Raw genomic sequence first — 23,369 nt, 5'->3', positions numbered from 1 at the left:
GGGTCGGCGGGGAGATCCACCGGCGTGGGACGGCGCGATCGCGTCCGCCGTATGGACGCACCGTGACGGGAGTGGAAAGCTCGAAGGACCGCGGGCGTCACCGGAGCCGCCATCGCACGCGGATCCGCGTGTCCGCGCCCACAGTGACCTCACCGTGTACGGGAGGCAGGATCATGGGCGACAAGGCGAACGCACACCCTGGAGCCGCCGGCAGGGCTACAGCGGCCGACCACCCCGCGTCCGTACGGAATGTGGTGCTGGTCGGCCACTCCGGATCGGGCAAGACCACGTTGGTGGAAGCTCTCGCGCTCACCGCGGGGGCAGTGAATCGGGCGGGCCGCGTGGAGGACGGCGGCACGGTCTCCGACTACGACGAGATCGAGCACCGGCAGCAACGCTCGGTGCAGCTCTCCCTGGTGCCGGTCGAATGGGACGGCATCAAGGTCAACCTTCTGGACACCCCCGGGTACGCCGACTTCGTCGGGGAGCTGAGGGCCGGTCTGCGAGCGGCGGACGCGGCCCTTTTCGTCGTCTCCGCCTCGGACGGCGTGGACGGCTCGACCCGCATGGTGTGGGAGGAGTGCGCGGCCGTCGGCATGCCGCGCGCGATCGTCGTCACCCACCTGGAGTCCGCGCGGGCCGACTACGAGGAGATGACGCGGATCTGCGCGGAGGCGTTCGGCGGGGACGACCCCGACGCCGTGCTCCCGCTGTATCTGCCGCTGCACGGCCCGCAGGGCGCGGACGGGCACGCGCCCGTGACCGGTCTGATCGGGCTGCTGTCGCAGAAGCTGTTCGAGTACGCGACCGGGGAGCGCAAGGAGTCCGAGCCGGGCGAGGACCAGGTGCCCGGGATCGAGGAGGCCCGCAACCGGCTGATCGAGGGGATCATCGCCGAGAGCGAGGACGAGACCCTCATGGACCGCTATCTCGGCGGTGAGCAGGTCGACGTCAAGACGCTGATCGAGGATCTGGAGCGGGCCGTCGCGCGCGGCACGTTCTTCCCCGTCCTGGCCGCGGCGCCCGCCACCGACGGAGCCCGCCAGGGCCTGGGCACGGTCGAGGTGCTGGAGCTGATCACGCGGGGCTTCCCGACCCCGCTGGAGCGCCGGGCGCCGGCGGTGACCACGATCGACGGCAAACCGCGCGAGCTCAAGCCGTGCGATCCGGGCGGGCCGCTGGTCGCGGAGGTCGTGAAGACCGCGTCCGACCCCTACGTCGGCCGGGTGTCGCTGGTACGGGTCTTCTCCGGCACGCTGCGCCCCGACGAGACGGTGCACGTCTCCGGGCACGGTCTGGAGGACCGCGGGCACGAGGACCACGACGTCGACGAGCGGATCGGCGCCCTCTCGGCCCCCTTCGGCAAGCAGCAGCGCACGCTCAGCCACTGCATCGCCGGCGACCTGGCGTGTGTGGCGAAGCTCAGCCGCGCGGAGACCGGCGACACGCTCTCGGCCAAGGACGATCCGCTGCTGATGGAGCCCTGGCAGATGCCCGATCCGCTGCTGCCGCTGGCCATCCAGGCGCACAGCAAGCCGGACGAGGACAAGCTGTCGCAGGGCCTGGCCCGGCTGGTCGCCGAGGATCCGACGATGCGGCTGGAGCAGAACCAGTCCACCCACCAGGTGGTGCTGTGGGCGCTGGGCGAGGCGCACGCGGACGTCGCCCTGGAACGGCTGCGCAGCCGCTACGGCGTCCAGGTCGACGTCGTGCCGCACAAGGTCTCGCTGCGGGAGACGTTCGCGGACAAGTCGGCGGGCCGCGGGCGGCATGTGAAGCAGTCCGGCGGCCACGGGCAGTACGCGATCTGCGAGATCGAGGTGGAGCCGCTGCCGGGCGGCTCGGGCATCGAGTTCGTGGACAAGGTGGTCGGCGGCGCCGTGCCCCGGCAGTTCATCCCGTCGGTGGAGAAGGGCGTCAGGGCCCAGGCGGCCCGGGGTGTCGCGGCCGGTCATCCGCTCGTCGACATCCGGGTCACGCTGCTCGACGGCAAGGCGCACTCGGTGGACTCCTCCGACGCCGCGTTCCAGACGGCGGGCGCGCTCGCGCTGCGCGAGGCGGCGGCCGACGCGAAGATCCATCTGCTGGAGCCGGTGGCCGAGGTGTCCGTGCTCGTGGGCGACGACTACGTCGGCGCCGTGATGAGCGATCTGTCCGGGCGGCGCGGCCGCGTCCTCGGCACCGAGCAGACCAGCGGTGGCCGCACCCTGATCAAGGCCGAGGTGCCCGAGATCGAGATCGGCCGGTACGCCGTCGATCTGCGCTCGCTGTCGCACGGCACCGCGCGCTTCAACCGTTCCTACGCGCGGCACGAACCGATGCCGCCGCAGATCGCGGAAAGGATTCGTGAAGAGGCGCGCGACGCCTCGTAGTTGGCGCCGGGCGCCGCCAAGTGGCCCCTGAGCGCCACCGAACGGCCCTTGCGGAACGCTCCCCTCCGCGTCGGCGGGCGGCTTTGGCCGTCCGCCGACGATTGTCGGTGCCTGGGGATACTCTGAACATTGATCAACAGGTGTGCGCAGTACGGAAGTCGGGAAGGCCGCAGAAGCGACAGTGCGGCGATCGGGGGCGGGAATGACCGTTGAGAGCGGTTACGCGGACATCTTCGGTCCGCAGGTGCCTCGCGTGGCGGGCGAGAGCCAGACGGCGACGTTCGCGCTGGCCTCGGCGGCCTATCGCGACAACCCTTACGAGGACATCAAGAAGGCCGACAACGAATGGCATCAGACCGATGTCAAGGAAGGCCGCAAGTGGGCCAAGATCTTCCGGCCCAACCTGGGTGAGGCCTACTCGCGGGCCGTGGTCGACCGCATGCTCGGCAGCGGCCGCAAGCCCCTGATCCAGTCCTTCGGCACCGAGCCGCAGGTCGTCGTCGAGCACTGCCTGGCCGCCAACAACATCCGCAAGGACCGCGACCGGCTGCTGAGCGCCATCACGGTGATCTGCGGCGTGCTGTTCCTGCCCGGCCTGCTGCTGTGGCTGCTGGTCTTCCAGTTGCGCACCACGATCGCCAAGCGGGACCAGAAGCGGGGCGGCGCGCTCGCCTCGGTGCTGCTCGTCGCCGCGGGCGCGCTCGCCGTGATCTTCTTCATCCGCATGCCGTTCACCGGCTTCTGGGCCTGGTATGCGCGAGCCTCGGTCGTCATGCCCGTCCTCGGCTGGTTCTGGGCCAAGCAGGTCTGCGAGCGCACCGCGAAGGACCTGCGGGAGCGGTGGGACAGCCTGCTGGCCGGCAGCAGCGTCGGCGCGAAGGTGCCGGAGGCGGTGCCGACCAGCCCCACCGAGACCCAGGCCGAGCAACTGCGCCAGTCCCTGGCCAAGCTCAGCGCCGAACAGCAGTCCAACTCCGTGTTCTACGCCGGGCCCAAGGGGATACTCGGCATGGGCACGCGCTGGGGCAGCTGGCAACTGGCCGAGGACCTGGTGCCCGCCGACCCCACCCGGGAGATCCACCCCTTCCGTAGCTGGGACGTGATCCGCTCGATCCACGACCAGTTGCGGATGCTGGAGCGCGGCCCGCTGAACACCGGCGGCTTCCCGAAGCCCTCGATACGGCACTGGGTGGTCACGCCGATCGCCGAGGGCGCCAAGGCGGTGTCCCGTCCGGAGGGCACGGACGTCGAGGCGTACCAGGTGAAGTCGCACGCGATCCAGGACATCTGCAACAAGCAGCAGTTCGGCAGCGGTGACCGGCACTACCTGGGCGTGCAGTGGACACTGTGGGACGGGCAGTTGATCATCACGATGCTGATCACGGTGACCGTGCTGCACGAGACGCTGCGCATCGAGGTGACCGGGCACGCCCTCGGCCCGGTGAACGGGCTGTTCCACGACAAGCCCGAGGCCCCGACCAAGGAGGTCACCAAGTCGTTCAAGCCGTGGGAGACCCGCAAGATCAAGCTTCCGCTGGTCAACAGCGACGAGGTGGTGCGGCTGGCGGTCCGGGCCCCGATCTCCTGGTATCCGCCGCTGCTCAACTGGCTCGGCGGGACGATCGGGCTGCCCGAGCCGTTCGGACTGCGGCACGCGTGGGCGGATCAGCCGTGGCGGCACCGCTTCATGGCCGACGACGCGCTGCGCGCCGCCACGCCGGTGCTGCGGGTGGTGCATGCCTCGGCGATCAAGGTGCTGGAGGAGAACGGCGTGAATACGGAGAAGTTCGGCACGCGCTCGGCGTTCTTGAGTACGGCCGTGCAGGATCCGACGCCGCGGAAGGCCGACGTCTACGACGCGTAGGCCTCCGGCGGTTGAGCCGGGTGGGGCGGGCCCGGGTTGCCGGCCCTGGGGGCTGTGCCCCCAGACCCCCCCTTCGGCCTCAGCGGCCTCGTCCTCAAACGCCGGACGGGCTGATCGGTGTCACCGTCGGCCGACCGATCACGCCGTCGGCCACGCCTCCGCCAGCATCTTCCTCGTGTCGGCCAGGAGCTGCGGCAGCACCCGCGTGTGGCCCACCACCGGCATGAAGTTCGTGTCGCCGCCCCAGCGCGGGACGATGTGCTGGTGGAGGTGGGCCGCGATGCCGGCGCCTGCGACCGTGCCCTGGTTCATGCCGATGTTGAAGCCGTGGGCGCCGGAGGCGGTGCGCAGCGCGGTCATCGCCTGCTTGGTCAGCGCGGCCAGCTCGATGGTCTCCGGCTCGGTGAGGTCCGTGTAGTCGGCGACGTGACGGTAGGGCACGACCATCAGGTGGCCGCCGTTGTACGGGTAGAGATTGAGGACCGCGTACACCTGCTCACCGCGCCTGACGACCAGCCCGTCCTCGTCGGACTTGGCCGGGATCGAGCAGAAGGGGCAGCCGTCGTCCGCACCAGGACCGGTCGGCTTGTTCTCACCCTGGATGTAGGCCATCCGATGGGGCGTCCACAGGCGCTGGAAGGCGTCCTGGATCCCCACTCCCCACTGCTGCTCCGGCTCACTCGTCATGCGTGCAGCATATGGCTTCGTCCGTTCACGGCGTGTCGCCGGGGCGGCCGGGCCACGGGCACCGGCCAAGCTTGGCCGGTGGACGACGACAGCCTTTACACCCGCTGGGAACAGCGCACCGAGATCCCGCTGTTTTTCGCCTCGCTGCTCTTCCTGGCCACCTATGCCGCCCGCGTCCTTGCCGTGAGCATGCCCCCGGGCTGGCGGGGCGTGTGCTGGTTCACGCTGCTCGCGCTCTGGCTGCTGTTCGCCACGGACTACATGGTGTGCTGGATCCTCAGCGGGCTGCGCTTCCCGCGCTTCGTCAGGACCCACTTCCTGCACACGGTCGTGGTCGTCCTGCCGCTGCTGCGCCCGCTGCGGATCGTGCCGCTCTACGACGCCATCCAGCACCGGCAGGGGGCGCCCCGGCTCTCCCTGCACGCCCGCGTGATCGCCTACGCGAGCCTGTCGACCCTGCTCCTCGGCTTCGCCGGCGCCCTCGCGGTGTTCCAGCAGGAGCGCGGGGCGCCCGGCACCACCATGCGAACGTTCGGGGACGCGGTGTGGTGGGCCGCCGCGACCATCAGCACGGTCGGCTACGGCGACATCACGCCGGTGACCGCAGGCGGCCGGGCGATCGCGATGGGGATGATGGCCGGCGGGCTGGCCCTGCTCGGCGCCGTGACGGGGTCGTTCTCCTCCTGGCTGCTGCAGATCTTCTCCCGCGAGGGCGACAAGAGGCCCCCGGAAGGCTGAGCCTTCCGGGGGCCTCGGTCACGGCCCGGTCAGACCTGCGTCCGCTCCTCGACCACCTTCGCGATCTTCGCGATGGCCTCGTCGAACGGGATGCCGTTCTCCTGCGAGCCGTCGCGGTAGCGGAAGGAGACGGCGTTGTTGGCCATGTCCTCGTCGCCCGCGATGACCATGAAGGGCACCTTCTGCTTCTGGGCGTTGCGGATCTTCTTCTGCATCCGGTCCGAGGACGAGTCGACCTCGACGCGCAGGCCCTTCCTCTTGGCGGCCGCGGCGAACTTCTCCAGGTAGTCCACGTGCCCGTCGCCGATCGGAATGCCGATCGCCTGGACCGGGGCGAGCCACGCCGGGAAGGCGCCCGCGTAGTGCTCCAGGAGCACCGCGAAGAACCGCTCGATGGAGCCGAACAGGGCCCGGTGGATCATGACCGGGCGCTGCTTGGAGCCGTCCGCGGAGGTGTACTCCAGGTCGAAGCGCTCCGGCAGGTTGAAGTCGAGCTGGATGGTCGACATCTGCCAGGTGCGGCCGATGGCGTCCTTGGTCTGGACGGAGATCTTCGGCCCGTAGAAGGCGGCACCGCCCGGGTCCGGCACCAGCGGCAGGCCCTGCTTCTCGGCGACCTGGCGCAGCGTCTCGGTCGCCTCCTCCCAGACCTCGTCGGAGCCGACGAACTTCTCCGGGTCCTTCGTCGACAGCTCGAGGTAGAAGTCGGTCAGGCCGTAGTCGCGCAGCAGGCCGAGGACGAAGGTGAGCGTCTTGTCGAGCTCCTCCGACATCTGCTCGCGCGTGCAGTAGATGTGCGCGTCGTCCTGGGTGAAGCCACGCGCGCGCGTGAGGCCGTGCACGACGCCCGACTTCTCGTACCGGTACACGGTCCCGAACTCGAAGAGGCGCATCGGCAGTTCACGGTAGGAACGACCGCGCGCGTCGAAGATCAGGTTGTGCATCGGGCAGTTCATGGGCTTCAGGTAGTAGTCCACGCCCTCGTCGAGCTGCATGGGCGGGTACATGCCCTCGGCGTACCAGTCCAGGTGACCCGACGTCTCGAAGAGCTTCCCCTTCGTCGCGTGCGGGGTGTAGACGAACTCGTAGCCCTCCTCCTCGTGCCGGCGGCGCGAGTAGTCCTCCATCACGCGGCGGACGACGCCGCCCTTGGGGTGGAAGACCGCGAGACCGGAGCCGATCTGCTCCGGGACGGAGAACAGGTCGAGCTCGTTGCCCAGCTTGCGGTGGTCGCGCTTCTCGGCCTCGGCGAGGAAGTCCAGGTACGCCTTCAGCTCGTCCTTGGACGGCCAGGCGGTGCCGTAGATGCGCTGGAGCATCGGGTTCTTCTCGCTGCCGCGCCAGTAGGCGGCCGCGTTGCGCATCAGCTTGAACGCCGGGATCGCGCGGGTCGACGGCAGGTGCGGACCGCGGCAGAGGTCCTTCCAGCACAGGTCGCCGGTCTTGGCGTCCAGGTTGTCGTAGATCGTCAGCTCACCGGCGCCGACCTCGACGTCCGCGCCGTCGTCGGACGAGGCGGAGCCCTTGAGGCCGATCAGCTCCAGCTTGTAGGGCTCGGAGGCCAGCTCCGCACGCGCCGCCTCGTCGGTCACGACCCGGCGGGAGAAACGCTGCCCCCGCTTCTGGATCTCCTGCATCTTCTTCTCGATGGCCTTGAGATCCTCGGGCGTGAACGGCTTCTCGACATCGAAGTCGTAGTAGAAGCCGTCCTTGACGGGCGGGCCGATGCCCAGCTTGGCCTCGGGGAAGAGCTCCTGCACGGCCTGCGCCATGACGTGCGCGGTGGAGTGCCGCAGGATGCCCAGGCCGTCCTCGGAGGAGATCTCGACGCCCTCGACCTCCTCGCCGTCCGCGAGCACATGCGACAGGTCCTTGAGCTCGCCGCCCACGCGCGCGGCGATGATCGAGCGCTCGCCGGCGAAGAGGTCGGCGGCCGTAGTGCCCGTCGTCACCACGCGCTCTTCCCGCTCGGAATCGCGTTGGATGATCACACGGACGTCTGACACCGGTCTCTCCTGACTGAAGGTGGGGTGCGGCGCCATACCAGGAGCGCGCGCATTACGCGATCGTACCGACCCCGGACGGTCGACCGCGAAACGGTCACGCTCCGCTGGGAGGGCCGCGATGGGTCGGCGGTCGTCTGCGGGTTCGTCGTGGCGGGTCGCGCCCACGCGGCGAAGCCGCACATCGATACAGCCCCGCGCCCCTTCAGGGCACTGCCGAACCGGAGCCGGCTCCGCGACCGAGCCAGACCTTCCACACCTCAGCTGCAAGGCCCAGCCCCGCAACCGCCCCCCTCAGTCCCCGGCGTCCTCCCCGCCGCACGCCTCCTCGAAGAAGTCCAGATCCTCCTGGAGCGACTTCATCAGCCGGTCCCGTTCGGCCTCGTCCACCTGGACCGGTACGACGCCGGAAGCCCCGGTGATCTTGCGGAAGCCGCCCCGGCTCTCCAGCCTCCCGTGCACGCGCACCGGCAGCCCGACGAGGTGGGCGTGACCGGCGATCCGGTACGACTCCTCGTCCAGGGTCAGCCGGACGTGCGGCACCTCGGCTCCGGCGATGACCCGCAGCCGTACGGTGCCCTCGCCGCGCGGCCCGGACCTGCGCATCCGTACGACCGCGCCGGTGAGCCTGACCGGCACGGACGGCTCCTCGCGCAGATAGCGCGCCGCGGCCTCGCGCAGCACCGGCAGGTCGCCCGGCGAGAACTCGACGGGCTCGACACCGGCCCCGCAGTCCTCGGGCACGCCGGCCGCCGGCGCCCACTCGACGGCGACGCGCGCGCCCTCGGTGCCACGCACCAACGCCACCAGCGCTTCGGTGAGCTCGCGGCTGACACCCGCCTCGACGGCGCCGTCGAAGGCGTCCATGCCGCCGGTGGCGCGCTGGTAGTCGATGGCCTCGCGGGCGGCGTACAGGGCCTGGTGGAGGCGTACGGCGAGCGGGCGGCCCGTGCCGACGGGCACGAAGGCGGCGAGGTGGTGGCCGCCGGCGCCGGAGCCGACGAGGACGTTCTCCAGCATCGCGGCGGCCGAGCGGCGGTGCCGGGCGCCGTAGTAGCCGGCACGCGCGCGTGTGGCGAGCGCGGCGGCGAGGAGCATCTGGCGGGCCGCGGTGCGCAGTTCCTCTTCGACGGTCCAGGGCGCGGCCCCCGCGGGCCCGCTCGGCGCGTCCCGCCACCAGCGGATCTCGTCGCTGGGCACGGCGAGTCCGACCAGCACCTCGCGCGCGGAGGGCGTGCCGCTGCGGGACAGGGCGAGGAGCGCCTCGCCGAGCAGGTCGTCGCTGTCGGGGAAGGCGCGGGACTCGGGGACGAGCAGGCTGGTGCCGCTGCCGCCCGGTCCGGGCGGGGTCCAGCGGCCGTAGCGGCCGGCCGCTCCCCCGCGCCGCTGCCAGCCGTGCCGGCGCAGCAGGGCGCCGAGCACGGCGGGGTCGACGTCGCCGGGCTCGGGGGGACGGTCCCAGGAGGCGTCGACGGGGTGCGGCCGTACCGGTCGTAGTGGTTCCTCCAGGGGGCGATGCGTCATGGTCTGCCTCCCGTCCCGACCCGCGTCATGATCTCGCAGAGCGCCCGGTCGTCGAAGATGCGCGCGGTCGGTATCCGCACGGTGGTGCGGCGCCGCCCGGTGATCGGGTGTCCGGCCAGATTGACCCAGTAGCAGCAGTGCCGCAGATCGAGCCGGTCGTGGCCGGCGCGCAGCCACTGATCCCGCGAACGGGGCACGATCATCACGACCAGGATCTTGTGCACCGACACCGGGGTGCGGGCGAGCTTCGCCAGGTGGTCGTTGTCGAGCGTGAAGGAGAAGGAACGGCCGGGCGGGTTCGGCGGGATCTGGTACGTCGCCTTGAGCTGCACCTTGATGGTGACCTCGTCGTCGACCGTGTGGCCGGGCGCGCTGTGGCTGACGTGCCAGTCGATGCCGTTGTCCGGGAACGGCTGCGACAGCGAGCACCCGGCCGCCGCCGCGACGGCGTGCAGATAGCCCACCTGCAGTGTCTCCATGCAGGCGGTGGTGGCGAGTGAACCGCGATGAGGGCCCGTGCGTTCGGGCAGCAGCCCGCCCCGCTCGGGCTGCGCTATCGCCATGACGAACAGCCTTCCACGCCAAGTGAATCCCCGTCCGGGTCGCTGAACTGCAAGGACCCGCACTCCTGTTGTGTCCTTCCGGCGTACGCCGCAAACGGCCCGGGTATCACCAAACGGGCAGAAGACGGTACGTCATCTGCCGTGGGTGAACGAGGGGTTGTGTAGGTATGGCGTGCTGGTATGAGGGCCCGCTGGCGGCATTCGACACGGAGACGACAGGCGTGGACGTCGAGACCGACCGGATCGTTTCGGCGGCCGTCGTCGTCCAGGACGCCCCGGGCACCCGGCCGCGGGTGACCCGGTGGCTGGTGAACCCGGGTGTTCCGGTGCCCGAGGCGGCGACGGCGGTGCACGGACTGACGGAGGATCATCTCCAGCGCAACGGCCGCTGGCCGGCGCCGGTGATGCAGGAGATGGCGGAGGAACTGTCCGGGCAGGCCGCGGCGGGCCGGCCCATAGTGGTGATGAACGCACCGTTCGATCTGACGCTGCTGGACCGCGAGTTGCGCCGGCATCGCGCGTCGTCCCTGGGCCACTGGTTCGAGCGGGCGCCGCTGCTGGTGCTCGACCCGCGCGTCCTGGACAAGCATCTGGACCGCTACCGCAAGGGCCGCCGCACCCTGACCGACCTGTGCGCGCACTACGGCGTCACGCTGGACGGCGCGCACGACGCGGCGGCCGACGCACTGGCCTCGCTGGAGGTCGTACGGGCGGTGGGGCGCCGTTTCGCGGCCCGTCTGGAGCGGCTGTCCCCGGCCGAGCTGCACACGCTCCAGGCGGTGTGGCACGCGGCACAGGCGCGCGGTCTGCAGGCGTGGTTCGCGCGCAGCGGCAGCGAGGAGGCGGTGGACCCGGCGTGGCCACTGCGCCCGGATCTGCCGGCGGCGGCGTGAGCGACGAAAAAGCCGGAGCAACGCTGAGCAAGGCCTGAGCAACGAAAAAAGCCGGTCCGCATCGGACGGACCGGCCTTCTCCCGGTGGGCGATACTGGGTTCGAACCAGTGACCTCTTCGGTGTGAACGAAGCGCTCTCCCACTGAGCTAATCGCCCGGGAACGCACTGAACAATACAGGTCCCCGCGCGTTTCCTTCAAACCGCTTGATGACCACCGGCCAGGTGGGCCAGCAGGCCCCGCCGCCCGGCGCGCATCATCAGCCAGTGGTTGGCCCGGAAGACCGGCCTCCCCGGCACCGCGAACCGCCGCAGCAGCGGCTTGTTCACATCGACCTCCTGGTCGTACCGGACGAGGCTGCCGGGGCCGCGCGGGGTGATGGTCCAGCGCGCCCAGCCGTCGAAGTCCCCGGACATGGCGATCTCCAGCACTCCGGCCTCCCGGTCCCGCCGCACCGCACGCGCGACGAAGACCATGTCGTACGGCAGGGCGGAGCGGATCGTGATCACGCCGCTGGTGTCGTCGATCCGGTTCACCTCGCGCACCTGGGGCCACCACCGGGGGTAGTCCTCGGCCTGTTCCAGCACGTCGTACACGGCGGTGGGCGGTGCGGGCAGGGCCCACCGGGTGCGGAAGCGGTAGTGGCTCCAGTCCATGCGCCGAGTCTGCCCGTGTGCGGTGGGTTTCCCCCGCATCTGAGTACGTTCTGAGTACGCGCACTCATGCCGTACGACGTGACGCGGACCACACTTCTGCCATGACGCACATTCCGCCACCGGCCGAGGAGTTGCGGCTCCTCGACTTCGAGCTGCGCCAACTGGACGCCCGCCGGGCCCAGTTGCTGCACCGTCGGGCCTGGCTGGTCACCGCGCTGCAAGCGGCGACGCCCCCGTCGGCCCCGGCCCCCGTCGCACCGCCGCGCCCCGAGGCCTCGGCGCCCCGGGTCCAGAACGTCCTGCTCGCACTCGGCGGAGTTCTGCTGACCATCGCCGCGATGGCGTTCACGCTGGTCGGCTGGGGTCACCTGGGGATCGCCGGGCGGGCCCTGGTGCTCGGCGGGGCCACGGTGGCGGTGCTGGCCGCGCCGGTGCCGCTGCTGAAGCGGGGCCTGCGGTCGACAGCCGGGTCGGTGGCCGGGCTCGGGCTCGCGCTGACCGTGCTCGACGCGTACGCGCTGCACGAGGTCGGCCTGCCCGACGTGGACGCCACCGGCTACGCCGCCGCCGCATCGGCGGTACTGGCGGCGCTGTGGACGGCGTACGGCCTGCTGCCGCGCACCTCAAAGCTGCGTCTGCCGCTGCCCGCCGCGCTGGTCGCCGCCCAACTCCCGCTCACCCTCTGGGCGGTGGCGGCCGACGCCGGCCTGTTCGGGATCACGGCCGCCGTGCTGGTGACGGCCGGGTTCGACACGGGTGTGGCGCTCCGGGTGCCCGCCGGGTCCGTACGGATCACCGCCGCGATCGGTGCGTACGGCATGGGCGCCTGGGGCGTATGGGCCGCCGGTTGGCTGTCATGGACGGCCACCGGCCCGAGCGCCGCCGCCCGTGCGGCGGCGCTCCTCCTCTTCGCGGCGGGCATCGCGCTGACGGCGGCCTGGCAGCGGGTCGCCGAGCAGCAGGCGGGCGGCCTCGCCGTCACCGCCGGCCTCCTCACGGTCGCCGCGCTCGGCGGCACGGCCCGCTCCGCGCTGCCGGAGGCGTGGACGGTTCCGGCGTATCTGGCGTGCGGGATCGCGCTGCTCGCGACGGTACGGGTGGACCGGCTGCCGGAGACAGTACGCGGCGGGCTGACCCGGGCCTCCGTCGCCGTACAGGGGCTCGCCGTGCTGTGGACGCTGCCGCTGGTGGGGATCGCCCTGCTGGGTCCGGTCGCGTGGATGGAGCGGGTGTGGTCCGGGGCGCCGGGCGACGTGCGTCAGGCGGTGACGGTCTACGCGTCGTGGCCGCCGAACGCGGAGACGGTGCCGGTCGTCCTGGCGATCGTCGCCGCGGTCCTGCTCGTCGCGATGCGGGACGCGGCGTGGCGCCCCCGAGCCCTGACTGGCGCGCTGCTGCCGGCGTGGGCGACGGCGCTGGTCCTTCCGGCGGTGCTCGAAGTCCCGTATGCCGTGGGGCTGGTGGCCCTCGGGGTGACGACGGCCGGGGCGCTGGCGACGGCCGCGTGGCTTCCGCCGGTCAAGCACGTGGGGCCGGGTACGGCGACGGTGGAGCCATCCGTGGCGTCGGAGGAGTCCGTGGCGGCTGCGGCGGAGCCCTCAGCGACGTGGGAGGAATCTTCGACGGCCACGGCGAAGCCCTCAACGGCATCGGAGGAATCCGCGACAGCCACGGCGAAGCCCTCAGCGACGTCGGAGGGGCTCTCGGCGGCTGCGGCGGAGCCCTCGACGGCCGCCCAGGAGCCCTCGGCACCCTCCGCCCCCGTCGGCTTCCCCACCCCGCGCTCGACGGCCACCGTCCTCGCCCTCCTCACCTCCCTCCCCCTCGCCTTCCTCTCCCTGTCCACCGAGCCCGCGACCCTCGCCGTGCTCTCCGCTCTCACGGCACTGTTCGCGGCGGCCTCCTGGAAGCGGCACCTCACGCCGTTCACGGCCCCGGCCGCGCTCGCGTACGCCACCGCGCTCGCCTGCGCGACCGGTGCTGCGGCAGGTTGGGCGCCGCAGTACACCGCCCTGCTGGTCCTGGCGGTCCCGGTGGCGGCGGCGTTGCTCGCGGCACGGCTCGGTGACGCGCGGGCTGCGGTGCCGGTCGAGGTGGCGGGCGCGTTCGCCGCGCTGCTCGCCGTCGGACTGGCCGCGGCCACGGCCGACCTGCCGATGCTCGCCCTGGTCCTGGCGCTGTGCGGGGTGATCACCGCCGGTACGGCGATCCGCCCGGACCGCCGCCCCGTCGGCTACGCCTCCGCCGCGCTCTTCGTGCTGGCCACGTGGGTACGCCTGGCGGCCTGGGACGTCGGAATGCCCGAGGCGTACACCCTGCCGGTCACCGTCCCGGCGCTGCTGGTCGGCGCCCTGCGCAGGCGCCGCGATCCGCAGGTCTCGTCCTGGACGGCGTACGGCCCCGGACTCGCCGCCACCCTCGTGCCGAGCCTCCTCGCGGCCTGGGGCGACGTGCACTGGACGCGCCCCCTGCTGCTGGGCCTCGCCGCCCTGGCGATCACCCTGCTGGGCGCCCGGCACCACCTCCAGGCACCGCTGCTGATCGGCGCCTCGGCGCTCGCCCTGGACGCCCTGCACGAACTCGCCCCGTACATCGCCCAGGTGACCGACGCCCTCCCCCGCTGGGTGCCGCCCGCCCTGGCCGGACTCCTCCTGCTCGCACTGGGGGCGACGTACGAGCAGCGCCTGCGGGACGTCCGGCGCATGCGGGACGTTCTGGGAAGGATGAGCTGACGCGCCCCAAAGGGGCGCGGGGAACTGCGCGACCAGCCACCACGGACCCGCAGTTCCCCTCCGCCCCCGGCGAAACATCACGGCATCTTGTCGCCCACCAGCGCCAAGTTCTGAATCGCGGCCAACCCATACAGCGCGGTCGCGTTCGTGGACACCCACGACGCCTCGCTCCCGGGGACCAGCGCGGTCGGCCCCTCGATCTTCTTCGTGGACCAGTCCGTGGACTCCTTGTAGTCCCAGGTGTCCCGGCTGTTGTAGAACTGCTGCCACGCCCGCGCGGCCAGCGCGTCGTCGCCCAACTGCACGGCGGCGTACGCGTCCTGGCGCGAGTGGCCCTGGAAGAGCAGCAGCGTGCCGAAGTTGGAGCCGTAGCGCGCGGCCTGTTCGGCCTTGCTGGCGTTGTAGTAGCGGCAGTAGTCCAGCCAGGCCTCCTTGAACTTCGGCATGTCGACCTGGTCGATCAGCTCGGCGCACAGCTCGACCAGGCCGAACATCGCCGACAGGTGCGATACGCCGACCTTGGGCTCCTTGTCGATGGCGAACTTCCCGGTGTCGAGGTCGTACAGTGCGTTGCCCTGGACGAAGCCGTTGGGCTGGGCGGCGATGGTCTCCATCGTGGACAGGACCCTGGCCTTGGCCTTCTCCCACTTGGGTCCGCGCCGCTCCCACTCGGTGAGCCAGGCGGAGACCAGTCCGCTCCAGTCGGTGCCGAAGCCGATGGAGAGGGCGTTGCGGTCCGGCTCGTACGGCTCGGTGCGGATCTTGCGGATGGGGTCGAGGACGAGGAAGGTCTCGTCGGAGTCGACGTTGGCGTGCATGAGGTCGCCGACGCGTTCGTCGGCGGTGAGGAAGTAGAAGTAGCGGCGGTACGTGGTGTTGGCGATGCGCTGCTGCTTGGCGCTGTCCGCGTAGTGCTGGACGCCGTGCCGGGTGCCGAGCCCGGCCCACTTGCCGAGGTGGTAGACGTCGACCTCGCCGGTGTGCCGGGTCATGGCCTCGGCGAAGCGGTAGATGTCGGCGCGGCCGGAGCGCAGGTAGGCGAACCACAGCCACAGGTCCGGCGAGAGCTCGGAGTTGTCCCAGGCGTAGCCGCCGACGTCGTAACGCCACTGGTGCCGCGCCTCGTCGTAGGAGTGCATGATGTCGCCGTAGTCCCAGAAGCCGTACCAGCGGCGCATCTCCACCTGGTCCTTGTAATAGGTGAAGAGGAAGTCGAGGTGGTCCTCGATCTTCGCCTTGGCGTCCGTGGAGCGGTCGGGCTCGGCGAACAGTCCGCCGAAGACGCCCGCCTTGATGAGCTGCTTGGGCGGGGCGGCGAGCTGCGGCGGGGTGCGTACGGCCTCGACCTGTTCGGCGAGCTTCTCGGCGCTCGGGGTCGAGTCGTTGGCCCAGAAGAGGAGTTCGGAGGTACGGGCGATGCCGTAGGGGGTGCCGAAGCCGGGCTCGTAGTCCTCGTAGGTGATGTTGAGGCCTTCGAGCTGCTCGGGGTAGGTGTCCTGGCCCATGCCGTCGTGGTAGAAGCGCAGGTCCATGGGCTGGGCCTCGGGCGACCAGAGCCACATGGTGACCTCGGCCTCGTCGGTGTGGGCGTCGCGGATGTCGAGCTGGGCGGGGAACTTCTCCCAGAAGTCCCTGAGGCCGAAGGAGAACCCGCCGCTCGCGCCGCCGACGTACCCGAAGCCGGACGCCCGCCGGCCACCGCCGGCGCCGACCCAGCCGTAGCCCTTCTTGGTGCGCTTGCGCAGGGTGAAGCCGTCGGCGGAGAGCTGGGAGAGGGTGTAGTCGCCCCACTCGGGGATGTACTGGAGCCGGGTCGTCACCCGCTGGTCCCAGGTGGACGGGTCGGGCAGCTTCTCGCCCTTGAACTGGGCCGCCTGCACGGCCGCGCCCGGGTCTCGGCGCAGTCCGGTGATGCCCTTGACGGCCTCGCGGAGCAGGCCGGTGCCCTCGCCGCCGATGCGGATGTGGCGGTCGTAGGCCTCGTCGCGCATCGGCACGGTGAAGCGGATGCCGAGGCCGCGGATGAAGTCGCCGCCGGCCTTGCCCGGCTCCTGCTTCCCGTCGTAGGTGATGGTGTGCACCATGCGGAAGGAGTCGGCGCCCGCGTAGAAGTAGAGGCGGATGGAGAAGGGGAGCCAGCTCCGGCTGCCCTTGCGGTGCTTGCCGTCGATGCGGACGACCGCGCGGACGGGGCCGTCCTGCTCGACGTCGACCTTCGAGATGGCCCCCTCGAAGCGCTCGGTCCTGACCGCGCCCTGGTCCTCGTCCTCGATCTCGGGCTGGCGGATCAGCACGAGCCGGCCGTTCCTGGCGATCTCGGTGGAGCCGCGCCTGACGGACTTGATCAGCGTGGCGCCGGACTTGCCGATGCTCGCGGTGATGACGCCGGTCGAGACGTCGATGGTGCCGCCGCTCTTGTCGACGGTGACCTTCTTGGCGGGTACGGCGGCCTCACCGGCGGCGAGGGTGAGCTTGCCGTCGCCCGAACTCACCGCGTGGGCCGTCCACTTCAGCGAGCCGTCCGGCCAGTAGGCGATCGGCCAGGACTGCACGGGCACGGCGTTGCCGTCCGCGTCCGTCAGCGCGAACGTCTGGTCCGCCTCGTACGCGCCCTTCGGCCACGGCACACCCACGGTGGAGCCGGGTGCGGCGCCCAGGCCGCCGTCCTCCAGCCAGTCCAGGGTCACGGGATCGGCGTCGGCCGCCTCGGCTCTCGGCGCGGCCTGTGCGCCGTTCGCCCCTAGTGCCCAACTGAACTGCGCGGCGGCTCCGGCGACCGCGGCCGCCTTGATGAGGGACCTGCGAGGGATGGGAGACATAGAGATGCAGCCTTTCCTTTCCGTGCGGGAGAACTTCCTTGCAAGCGGTCAGGGGCATGACAGTGAGAGGTACGGCGCCCGGGGCGCCGACCTGGTGCGAGGGCACCGCGCGTCTGCGGTGCCGACTGCGTGCTGGGTGCGGGGGCACCGCCGCTCAGCGGTGCCGGTAGCGCTCCTCCACGGCGACGGCCGCGGCCACGACGGCCCCGAGGACGGGCACCGCCAGCGGCGCGGAGAACCAGGCGGAGGCGGCCACGACGGCCAGCCCTCCGATGATCAGGAAGGACCCGGCGGGATCGAGCACGGTGCGCCGCCCGGCGCCCGCGAGCAGCGCCCGCCAACCGGCGTCCGGCGTCCAGGAGGCCGCCGCCCGCAGCAGCGCCACGACGGCCCCGATCAGCGCGAACAGCCCGATCGCCCCGACGAGCGGCCCACCGGGAATCCCGGCCCGCGCGGCCTGGACGTCCACCCAGACCGCGGCGGCCACGGCCCACCCGGCGAGCCCGACGACCCACCCGCCGCGCACCGCGGCCCGGAAGTCGGCGACGAACTCCCGCAGGCCACCGCCCTCATGGGCGATACGGCGCCGCAGATGCCGGGCCCCGGCGGCGAAGGCGGCCGGGTAGGTGACCACCCCCAGCGAGGCCACCGCGATCCACACCCCGGTGAGCAGGCACTCGGCGAAGACGCCGAACCGCTCGGCGAACACCGACTCCCCACGAGCCGTACGAGCCTTCACCCGCGCCCCAGCCATCGTGACCGCCCCTCAGCCCTTCAGTCCGGACGTCGCCATGCCGTCGATCAGATACCGCTGGAAGGCCATGAAGAAGGCGAGGACCGGCAGCAGGGCGACCAGCGACATGGCGATCATGCCGCCGTAGTTCGCCAGGCCCTCCTGGTCGACGAACATCTTCAGGCCGAGGGAGACGGTGTACTTGTCGGGCTCGTTGAGGTAGATCAGCGGGCCCATGAAGTCGTTCCAGGAGTTGATGAAGGTGAAGATCGCGCTGGTGATCAGGGCCGGCCGGCACAGCGGCAGCATGATCGACCAGTAGATCCTCAAGTGCCCGCAGCCGTCGAGACGGGCCGCCTCGTCGAGTTCCTTGGGCAGGTTCCGCATGAACTGCACCATCAGGAAGACGAAGAACGCCTCCGTGGCCAGGTACTTCCCCAGCAGCAGCGGGGTGTAGGTGTTGATCATCTCCATGTTGCGGAACAGCACGTACTGCGGGATCAGCAGCACGTGGTACGGCAGCAGGAGCGTGCCGATCATCAGTGTGAACAGCAGATTCCGGCCCGCGAACCGGATCCTCGCGAAGGCGTAGGCGGTCAGCGAGCAGGACACCACGATCCCGATCACCGAGCCGACCGCGAGGAAGAGCGAGTTGAAGAAGAAGGTGGAGATGGAGATGTCGGCGATGCCGTCGGCCAGGCTCGTGTAGTTGGCCAGGACCGGGTCGCCCGGGAACAGGTCCAGGCTGCCGACGATGTCCTCGCTCTTCTTGAAGGAGCCGCCGATGACCCAGATCACCGGGTAGAGGATCACCGCGAGGATCACCAGCGACCCGATGTGCCAGGCGAGGGAACCGGGCAGCCTGCGGCGCAGCGCCCCCGACGCCCGCGCGGTCGAGAGATCGTGGGTGCTCATCAGGCGCCCTCCTCGTAGTGCACCCAGCGCTTCTGGGACCAGAACAGCACCGCCGTCACCAGGGCGACCGCGACGAGCAGCATCCAGGCCATGGCGGAGGCCAGGCCCATCCGGCTGTTCTCGAAGCCCTGGACGTACAGATAGCAGGTGTAGACCATCGATCCGTCGGCCGGACCGCAGGCGTTGCCTCCGGCGCCACCGCCGACGATGTACGCCGAGCTGAAGATCTGGAAGGAGTGGATGGTCTCCAGCAGGACGTTGAAGAAGAGGACGGGGGAGATCATCGGCAGGGTGATGTTCCAGAACCGCCGCAGCTTGCCGGCCCCGTCGACCTCGGCCGCCTCGTACAGCTCCCGCGGGACCTGCTTGAGTCCGGCGAGGAAGATCACCATCGGGGCGCCGAACTGCCAGACCGTGAGCGCCACCAGGCTGTAGATGATCAGGTCCGGGTCACCGGTCCAGCCGCCGACGTCGATCCCGAAGATCTTCTGGGTGCGGTCGACGATCGCGTCGTCCGAGAAGATCGCCTTCCACACGATCGCGACGGAGACGCTCGCACCGATCAGCGAAGGGGCGTAGAAGGCGGCCCGGTAGAACGCCTGCCCGCGCCGCTTCTGCGCCAGCAGCAGGGCGACGCCCAGCGCCGCGAGCAGCTTGAGCGGCGTGCCGACGACGACGTACCAGAGCGTCACCCGCACCGAGTGGCGCCAGCGCGGGTCGCCGAACATCTCGGAGAAGTTGTCGAGGCCGATCCACTGGGGCGCGTCGAAGAGGTTGTAGTCGGTGAAGGCGAAGTAGAGCGAGGCGACCATCGGACCCGCTGTGAGCAGCAGGAACCCGGCGATCCAGGGGGACATGAAGAGATAGCCGGCCAGGTTCTCCCGGCGGACCCGCCGCTTGAGGGCGGCGGGTCGCTCGGGCCCCACCGGACCGTGCCGCGGCTCGGAGTCCTTGGCCAGGCCCTCCATCGCAGGGGCGTGTGTCACGGTGGTTCCCATCAGCCCGCGAGTGCCGTCTTCGACTCGGTGAAGAACTGCTTGACGGCGTCACCGACCGAGCGCTTGCCCAGGCCCAGTTCCTCACCGATGCGCAGGAAGGCGGCCTCGCAGATGTCCGCGCCGGCCGGATGCGGGGTGATCGGTTCGAGGACCCCCGCCTCGACGAGGGACGTCTCGTAGGCGGCGATCGCCTTGTTGACCTCGTCCGTCGGCTCGAACGCGTCGAACTGCGCCTGCGTGGCCGGCACCCCCCGGTCGTAGCCCATGATCTTGGCGACCTCGGGGTCGTGCACCATGAAGTCGATGAACTGGGCGACCTCCTTCGGGTGCTCGGTGCGCTTGGAGGCGCTGAGCATCAGGGAGCCGAGGTACTGGCCGGTCTTCTTGCCGTCGGTGGTCGGGATGGGGGCCAGGCCGTACTCGCTCTTGCCCTCGGCGGTGTAGCGGATGGTGAAGTTGTCCCAGGTGAACTCGCCGGCGGCGATCTCCCCGGAGACCGCTGACTTGGGCTTGATCTGGATGACCTTCTTCTGGTCGGCGTAGAGCCCCTCCTCCACGCTCTTCTCGGCCTTCGTCCACCAGTCCGTCAGATCCGCCTCGGTGAAGCCGAGTCCGTCCTCGGTGAAGAACGCCTTGCCGTTCTGGCGCAGATAGAGGTCATAGAGGTACATGACGTTGTACGGGCCGGTGTCGCCGGCGCGTCCCGCCTTGTCGCGGATCTTCCGCATCGCCGCGTGGTAGTCGTCCCAGGTCCAGCCCTGCTCCGGCGTCACGCCGGCCTTGGTGTAGACGGGCTTGTCGATGACGAGGGCCATGGAGTTGGAGCCGACCGGGACGCCGAGGAGCTTTCCGTCGATCTCGCCGAACTTCTCCAGGCCCGCGCGGAATCCGTCCATGGAGAGGTTGCCGGCCTTGACCTGCTCGCTGAGATCGAGCAGCACATTCTTCGCGTCGTATTTGCGCAGGAATCCAATGGCATTCTGGAAGACGTCCGGCGGATTCCCTCCGGAGGCCTGGGTGTTGAACTTCTTCCAGAAGTCCGTGTACGGCTGAAAGTCTGTCTTGACCTTGATCTTCGGGTACTTCTTGTGGAAGAGGTCGATGGTCTTGTTGATCCGCTGGGCGCGGTCCTCGGCGCCCCACCATGCGTAACGGATCGTCACCGTCCCGTCGGCGGAGGTGCCCCCGTCACCCCCGCAGGCCGTGGTCGAGGCCAGCCCGAGCGTGGCGGCCGTGGCGCCGGCCGCCTTCAGGATCGTGCGCCTGTCGACATTCCTGTTGGTACCCACAGTCGGGCCCCTCCCCGCAGCGTCGATGCCGCCTGCATGAATCGTTTCAAGTAAGCGCTTGCTGGCACAAGTTACGGAGGGCCTCGGGGTGCGTCAATGATTCGGACAGGAATTTCTTGTGGGCCTGCGCGGCGAGTTGACGGCGCATCAGAGCGGACCGACCGGGTCGGCGGTGCGATCTCGCAGGTGAGGGGCGTCCGGCCGATGGATCGAACGGGGAGCGGGCACCGATGCGCGGACATCGGTCGACCGAAAGCCGCCCGACGGCGGGCGAGCTGACGGGGCGTGACCTTGAACGGGCCGGGACCGCACGGGCACCGCCGCCCGAGGCGTCAGAGGTGGAAACGCCGACGGCCCGTCCGCACTGTCGCAGACGGGCCGCCGGATCCGGGTGGGCGATACTGGGTTCGAACCAGTGACCTCTTCGGTGTGAACGAAGCGCTCTCCCGCTGAGCTAATCGCCCGGGCGCAGGAAGAACATTACCCCATGTCAGGGGGTGCGTGTGACCAGCGCGAACCCGTACCGGCCGACGTCCGCACCCCCCGCGCGGATCACTGGTCCTTGATCTTCCAGGGCATGACGATGCCGAACTTCCACAGATAGATCCCGACGAGCACACCGACGATCACGAGGCCGATCGACGTCAGGATGATGTTGCGGCGCCGCACCTTCGGATCGAGCGCCTTCTGGGCCGCCTCGGTGACCTTGCGTTTGGTCCAGCGCAGCACGAGCTGGGCCCAGACGAACTCGGTCGCCCAGACGGCCATGCCGCCGAAGATCACGACCCAGCCGGGACCGGGCAACGGCAGCATGATGATGCCGGCGATCACTATCGCCAGACCGATGATGAACACGCCCACCTGCCAGCTCAGGTGCAGCACCCTGCGCGCCTTGATGAACTCCGGCGCTCTCGAGCCCAGGCCCTGCTCGTCGCGGTTCACACCGTCCACTTCAGTCTCGTCAGTCGCCACGGCAACCCCGCCCGGCTCGTTACTCCCCGTATTCATACGGCCAGACCCTACCGGAGGGAAACGAGTCACCGGAATGGTCCTACCTCGCGAACGGGTTCTCGGCCGGAAGAGTTACGTAAAGCCACGCAAAACACTCAGAGGGGTTTACAACGGCACCGTAGGTGGCATGTCGATTTCGCCGACGTGCGAATCCCCGAGCGCACACTGAGCGAAAGGCCCTGGCGCTTATGAACACCACGGTCAGCTGCGAGCTGCACCTGCGCCTCGTTGTGTCGAGCGAGTCCTCCCTGCCTGTCCCCGCAGGCCTGCGGTACGACACGGCCGACCCCTACGCCGTGCACGCCACCTTCCACACCGGAGCCGAGGAGACCGTCGAGTGGGTGTTCGCCCGCGACCTCCTCGCGGAGGGCCTGCACCGGCCCACCGGCACCGGCGACGTCCGCGTCTGGCCGTCGCGCAGTCATGGTCAGGGCGTCGTCTGCATCGCCCTGAGCTCCCCGGAGGGCGAGGCGCTGCTCGAGGCGCCCGCACGGGCTCTGGAGTCGTTCCTGAAGCGGACGGACGCCGCCGTGCCCCCCGGCACGGAGCATCGGCATTTCGATCTCGATCAGGAGCTCTCTCACATCCTGGCGGAAAGTTAGGGCGAGGTCCCACGAAGCCGCCCGGCGCCGTCGACTCGGGGAGACGGCTCGGGCCAAGACAACCGCATACGGCACACAGCAGCGCCGTCTCCGCTCCGCGGGGGCGGCGTTGGTGTTGCGTGTGGGTGACGGGGCTCGTGGTGCGACAGGGGCTGCGAGGAGGGCTGCGGCGAGGGCCGTCGAGAGAACCAGCCCCGGGCGGGAACCGTCGGCACCCCTGCGGCGTTGTAATCGCAGCAATGTGCGAGCGCGGCCCCTGTGCGGGCTTCGCGAGCCACTACCATCGGCCAGCATCGGCGGGCACCGCGCCCGACCCCTCCAGGCCAGGGAGCGAAACGTGCTGATCACCCATGACACCCGGTGTGCTCTCGATGCCGTGGTGGATCTGGTGAACACCGCACCGGAGGACGACGGGACGCCGGAGGGGCTGCCGGATGTCGCGGCGCTCAAGGAGTTCGTACGAAAGCACGAAATCAGCGATGTCGGGGTGCTGTCGGAGTTCGATCTGTCGGCGGTGCGCAAGGTGCGCGGGCGGTTCGCCGCGGTCTTCTCGGCGCCGGACGCCCGGGCCGCCGCGAGTCTGATCAACGAGCTGGTCGCCGCCGCGGGCACCACGCCGCAGCTCACGGACCACGGCGGCTACGACTGGCATGTGCACTACTTCGCCCCAGGCGCCTCCGTCGCCGACCATCTGGCGGCGGACTGCGGTATGGCCCTGGCCTTCTTCGTGGTGGCCGGGGAGCAGGAGCGGCTGCGGCGCTGTGAGGCGCCGGACTGCCGGCACGCCTTCGTGGATCTCTCCCGCAACCGTTCGCGGCGCTACTGCGACAGCCGCACCTGCGGAAACCGTCTGCATGTGGCCGCCTACCGGGCCCGCCGCAAGGAAGCGGCCGGCTAGGGCCTGTTGTGAAAGTGCTGGTCACAGCCACTCGTTGATGGCTGCGACCAGCACGGTCGCTTCGTAGCGGACC

18 protein-coding genes and 2 tRNA genes are annotated in these 23,369 nt (G+C 70.4%); 7 read left to right on the top strand and 13 right to left on the bottom strand.

Annotated features, from left to right (window positions below; genetic code table 11):
• The first annotated feature begins 173 nt into the window (after window positions 1-173).
• Window positions 174-2,372 carry an elongation factor G-like protein EF-G2 gene (locus ACP4J3_RS46370; RefSeq protein WP_426543534.1) on the top strand — a complete coding sequence of 733 codons (2,199 nt, stop codon included), beginning with the start codon at window positions 174-176 and terminating at the stop codon, window positions 2,370-2,372.
• A gap of 202 nt (window positions 2,373-2,574) precedes the next feature.
• On the top strand, window positions 2,575-4,236 hold the full coding sequence (locus ACP4J3_RS46365) for a hypothetical protein (protein WP_426543532.1): 1,662 nt from the start codon (window positions 2,575-2,577) through the stop codon (window positions 4,234-4,236).
• A 138-nt stretch (window positions 4,237-4,374) separates the two neighbouring features.
• Here ACP4J3_RS46365 and ACP4J3_RS46360 read toward each other — a convergent pair whose 3' ends face one another.
• Complete coding sequence (locus ACP4J3_RS46360; RefSeq protein ID WP_426543530.1) at window positions 4,375-4,923, bottom strand: HIT family protein; 549 nt, start codon at window positions 4,921-4,923, stop codon at window positions 4,375-4,377.
• Between the two features lie 78 nt (window positions 4,924-5,001).
• Between ACP4J3_RS46360 and ACP4J3_RS46355 the strand changes: the two genes are divergently transcribed.
• Window positions 5,002-5,661, top strand: coding sequence for a potassium channel family protein (locus ACP4J3_RS46355; RefSeq protein ID WP_426543528.1), 660 nt, complete (start codon window positions 5,002-5,004; stop codon window positions 5,659-5,661).
• Between the two features lie 29 nt (window positions 5,662-5,690).
• Here ACP4J3_RS46355 and thrS read toward each other — a convergent pair whose 3' ends face one another.
• The 3 genes from thrS to ACP4J3_RS46340 all read right to left on the bottom strand — a co-directional run bounded on the left by thrS (window position 5,691) and on the right by ACP4J3_RS46340 (window position 9,751).
• Window positions 5,691-7,667 carry a threonine--tRNA ligase gene (gene thrS, locus ACP4J3_RS46350; protein WP_426543526.1) on the bottom strand — a complete coding sequence of 659 codons (1,977 nt, stop codon included), beginning with the start codon at window positions 7,665-7,667 and terminating at the stop codon, window positions 5,691-5,693.
• A gap of 291 nt (window positions 7,668-7,958) precedes the next feature.
• The gene (locus ACP4J3_RS46345; RefSeq protein ID WP_426543524.1) at window positions 7,959-9,188 is read right to left on the bottom strand and encodes a hypothetical protein; all 1,230 of its coding nucleotides are present in this window, start codon (window positions 9,186-9,188) and stop codon (window positions 7,959-7,961) included.
• Entirely contained in the window at window positions 9,185-9,751 is a 567-nt protein-coding gene (locus ACP4J3_RS46340; RefSeq protein WP_426543522.1) for a DUF4365 domain-containing protein, read from the bottom strand. The genes ACP4J3_RS46345 and ACP4J3_RS46340 overlap by 4 nt, the downstream gene beginning before the upstream one ends.
• Before the next feature lie 167 nt (window positions 9,752-9,918).
• Between ACP4J3_RS46340 and ACP4J3_RS46335 the strand changes: the two genes are divergently transcribed.
• Window positions 9,919-10,644: a 3'-5' exonuclease gene (locus tag ACP4J3_RS46335; RefSeq protein ID WP_426543520.1), complete on the top strand. Its 726-nt coding sequence runs from the start codon at window positions 9,919-9,921 to the stop codon at window positions 10,642-10,644.
• An 85-nt stretch (window positions 10,645-10,729) separates the two neighbouring features.
• Here ACP4J3_RS46335 and ACP4J3_RS46330 read toward each other — a convergent pair.
• Together ACP4J3_RS46330 and ACP4J3_RS46325 are read right to left on the bottom strand one after the other, a co-directional pair.
• Window positions 10,730-10,801: transfer RNA gene (locus ACP4J3_RS46330), tRNA-Val, on the bottom strand.
• A gap of 39 nt (window positions 10,802-10,840) precedes the next feature.
• Window positions 10,841-11,299, bottom strand: a complete 459-nt coding sequence (locus ACP4J3_RS46325) for an SRPBCC family protein (protein ID WP_426543518.1) — start codon at window positions 11,297-11,299, stop codon at window positions 10,841-10,843.
• 101 nt (window positions 11,300-11,400) lie between these two features.
• On the opposite strand from ACP4J3_RS46325, the gene ACP4J3_RS46320 reads away from it, so the two are divergent.
• A complete protein-coding gene (locus tag ACP4J3_RS46320; RefSeq protein ID WP_426543516.1) occupies window positions 11,401-14,031 on the top strand; it encodes an SCO7613 C-terminal domain-containing membrane protein in 2,631 nt (876 codons plus the stop codon).
• Between the two features lie 77 nt (window positions 14,032-14,108).
• Here the strand turns inward: ACP4J3_RS46320 and ACP4J3_RS46315 are convergent, their stop codons facing one another.
• From ACP4J3_RS46315 to ACP4J3_RS46285, 7 genes are all read right to left on the bottom strand, one after another.
• Window positions 14,109-16,850, bottom strand: a complete 2,742-nt coding sequence (locus ACP4J3_RS46315) for a Tat pathway signal sequence domain protein (RefSeq protein WP_426543514.1) — start codon at window positions 16,848-16,850, stop codon at window positions 14,109-14,111.
• Window positions 16,851-17,004: 154 nt separating this feature from the next.
• Complete coding sequence (locus ACP4J3_RS46310; protein ID WP_426543512.1) at window positions 17,005-17,604, bottom strand: hypothetical protein; 600 nt, start codon at window positions 17,602-17,604, stop codon at window positions 17,005-17,007.
• Between the two features lie 12 nt (window positions 17,605-17,616).
• Entirely contained in the window at window positions 17,617-18,498 is an 882-nt protein-coding gene (locus ACP4J3_RS46305) for a carbohydrate ABC transporter permease (protein WP_426543510.1), read from the bottom strand.
• Window positions 18,498-19,496: a carbohydrate ABC transporter permease gene (locus tag ACP4J3_RS46300; RefSeq protein WP_426543508.1), complete on the bottom strand. Its 999-nt coding sequence runs from the start codon at window positions 19,494-19,496 to the stop codon at window positions 18,498-18,500. Before ACP4J3_RS46300 ends, ACP4J3_RS46305 begins: the two co-directional genes overlap by 1 nt.
• Complete coding sequence (locus tag ACP4J3_RS46295) at window positions 19,496-20,785, bottom strand: ABC transporter substrate-binding protein (protein ID WP_426543506.1); 1,290 nt, start codon at window positions 20,783-20,785, stop codon at window positions 19,496-19,498. Before ACP4J3_RS46295 ends, ACP4J3_RS46300 begins: the two co-directional genes overlap by 1 nt.
• 392 nt (window positions 20,786-21,177) lie before the next feature.
• A tRNA-Val gene (locus ACP4J3_RS46290) sits at window positions 21,178-21,249 on the bottom strand.
• 88 nt (window positions 21,250-21,337) lie between these two features.
• Complete coding sequence (locus ACP4J3_RS46285; protein WP_426543504.1) at window positions 21,338-21,793, bottom strand: TIGR02611 family protein; 456 nt, start codon at window positions 21,791-21,793, stop codon at window positions 21,338-21,340.
• A gap of 191 nt (window positions 21,794-21,984) precedes the next feature.
• On the opposite strand from ACP4J3_RS46285, the gene ACP4J3_RS46280 reads away from it, so the two are divergent.
• Complete coding sequence (locus ACP4J3_RS46280; protein ID WP_004002642.1) at window positions 21,985-22,398, top strand: SsgA family sporulation/cell division regulator; 414 nt, start codon at window positions 21,985-21,987, stop codon at window positions 22,396-22,398.
• Window positions 22,399-22,735: 337 nt separating this feature from the next.
• The gene (locus ACP4J3_RS46275; RefSeq protein WP_426543502.1) at window positions 22,736-23,296 is read left to right on the top strand and encodes a CGNR zinc finger domain-containing protein; all 561 of its coding nucleotides are present in this window, start codon (window positions 22,736-22,738) and stop codon (window positions 23,294-23,296) included.
• The last annotated feature ends 73 nt before the right edge of the window (window positions 23,297-23,369 follow it).

It is taken from the genome of Streptomyces sp. UG1 (assembly GCF_049974585.1).
Classification (GTDB): domain Bacteria; phylum Actinomycetota; class Actinomycetes; order Streptomycetales; family Streptomycetaceae; genus Streptomyces.
The sequence above is the reverse complement of the archived record's forward strand: the minus strand, read 5'-3'. Positions and strand labels throughout refer to the sequence as shown.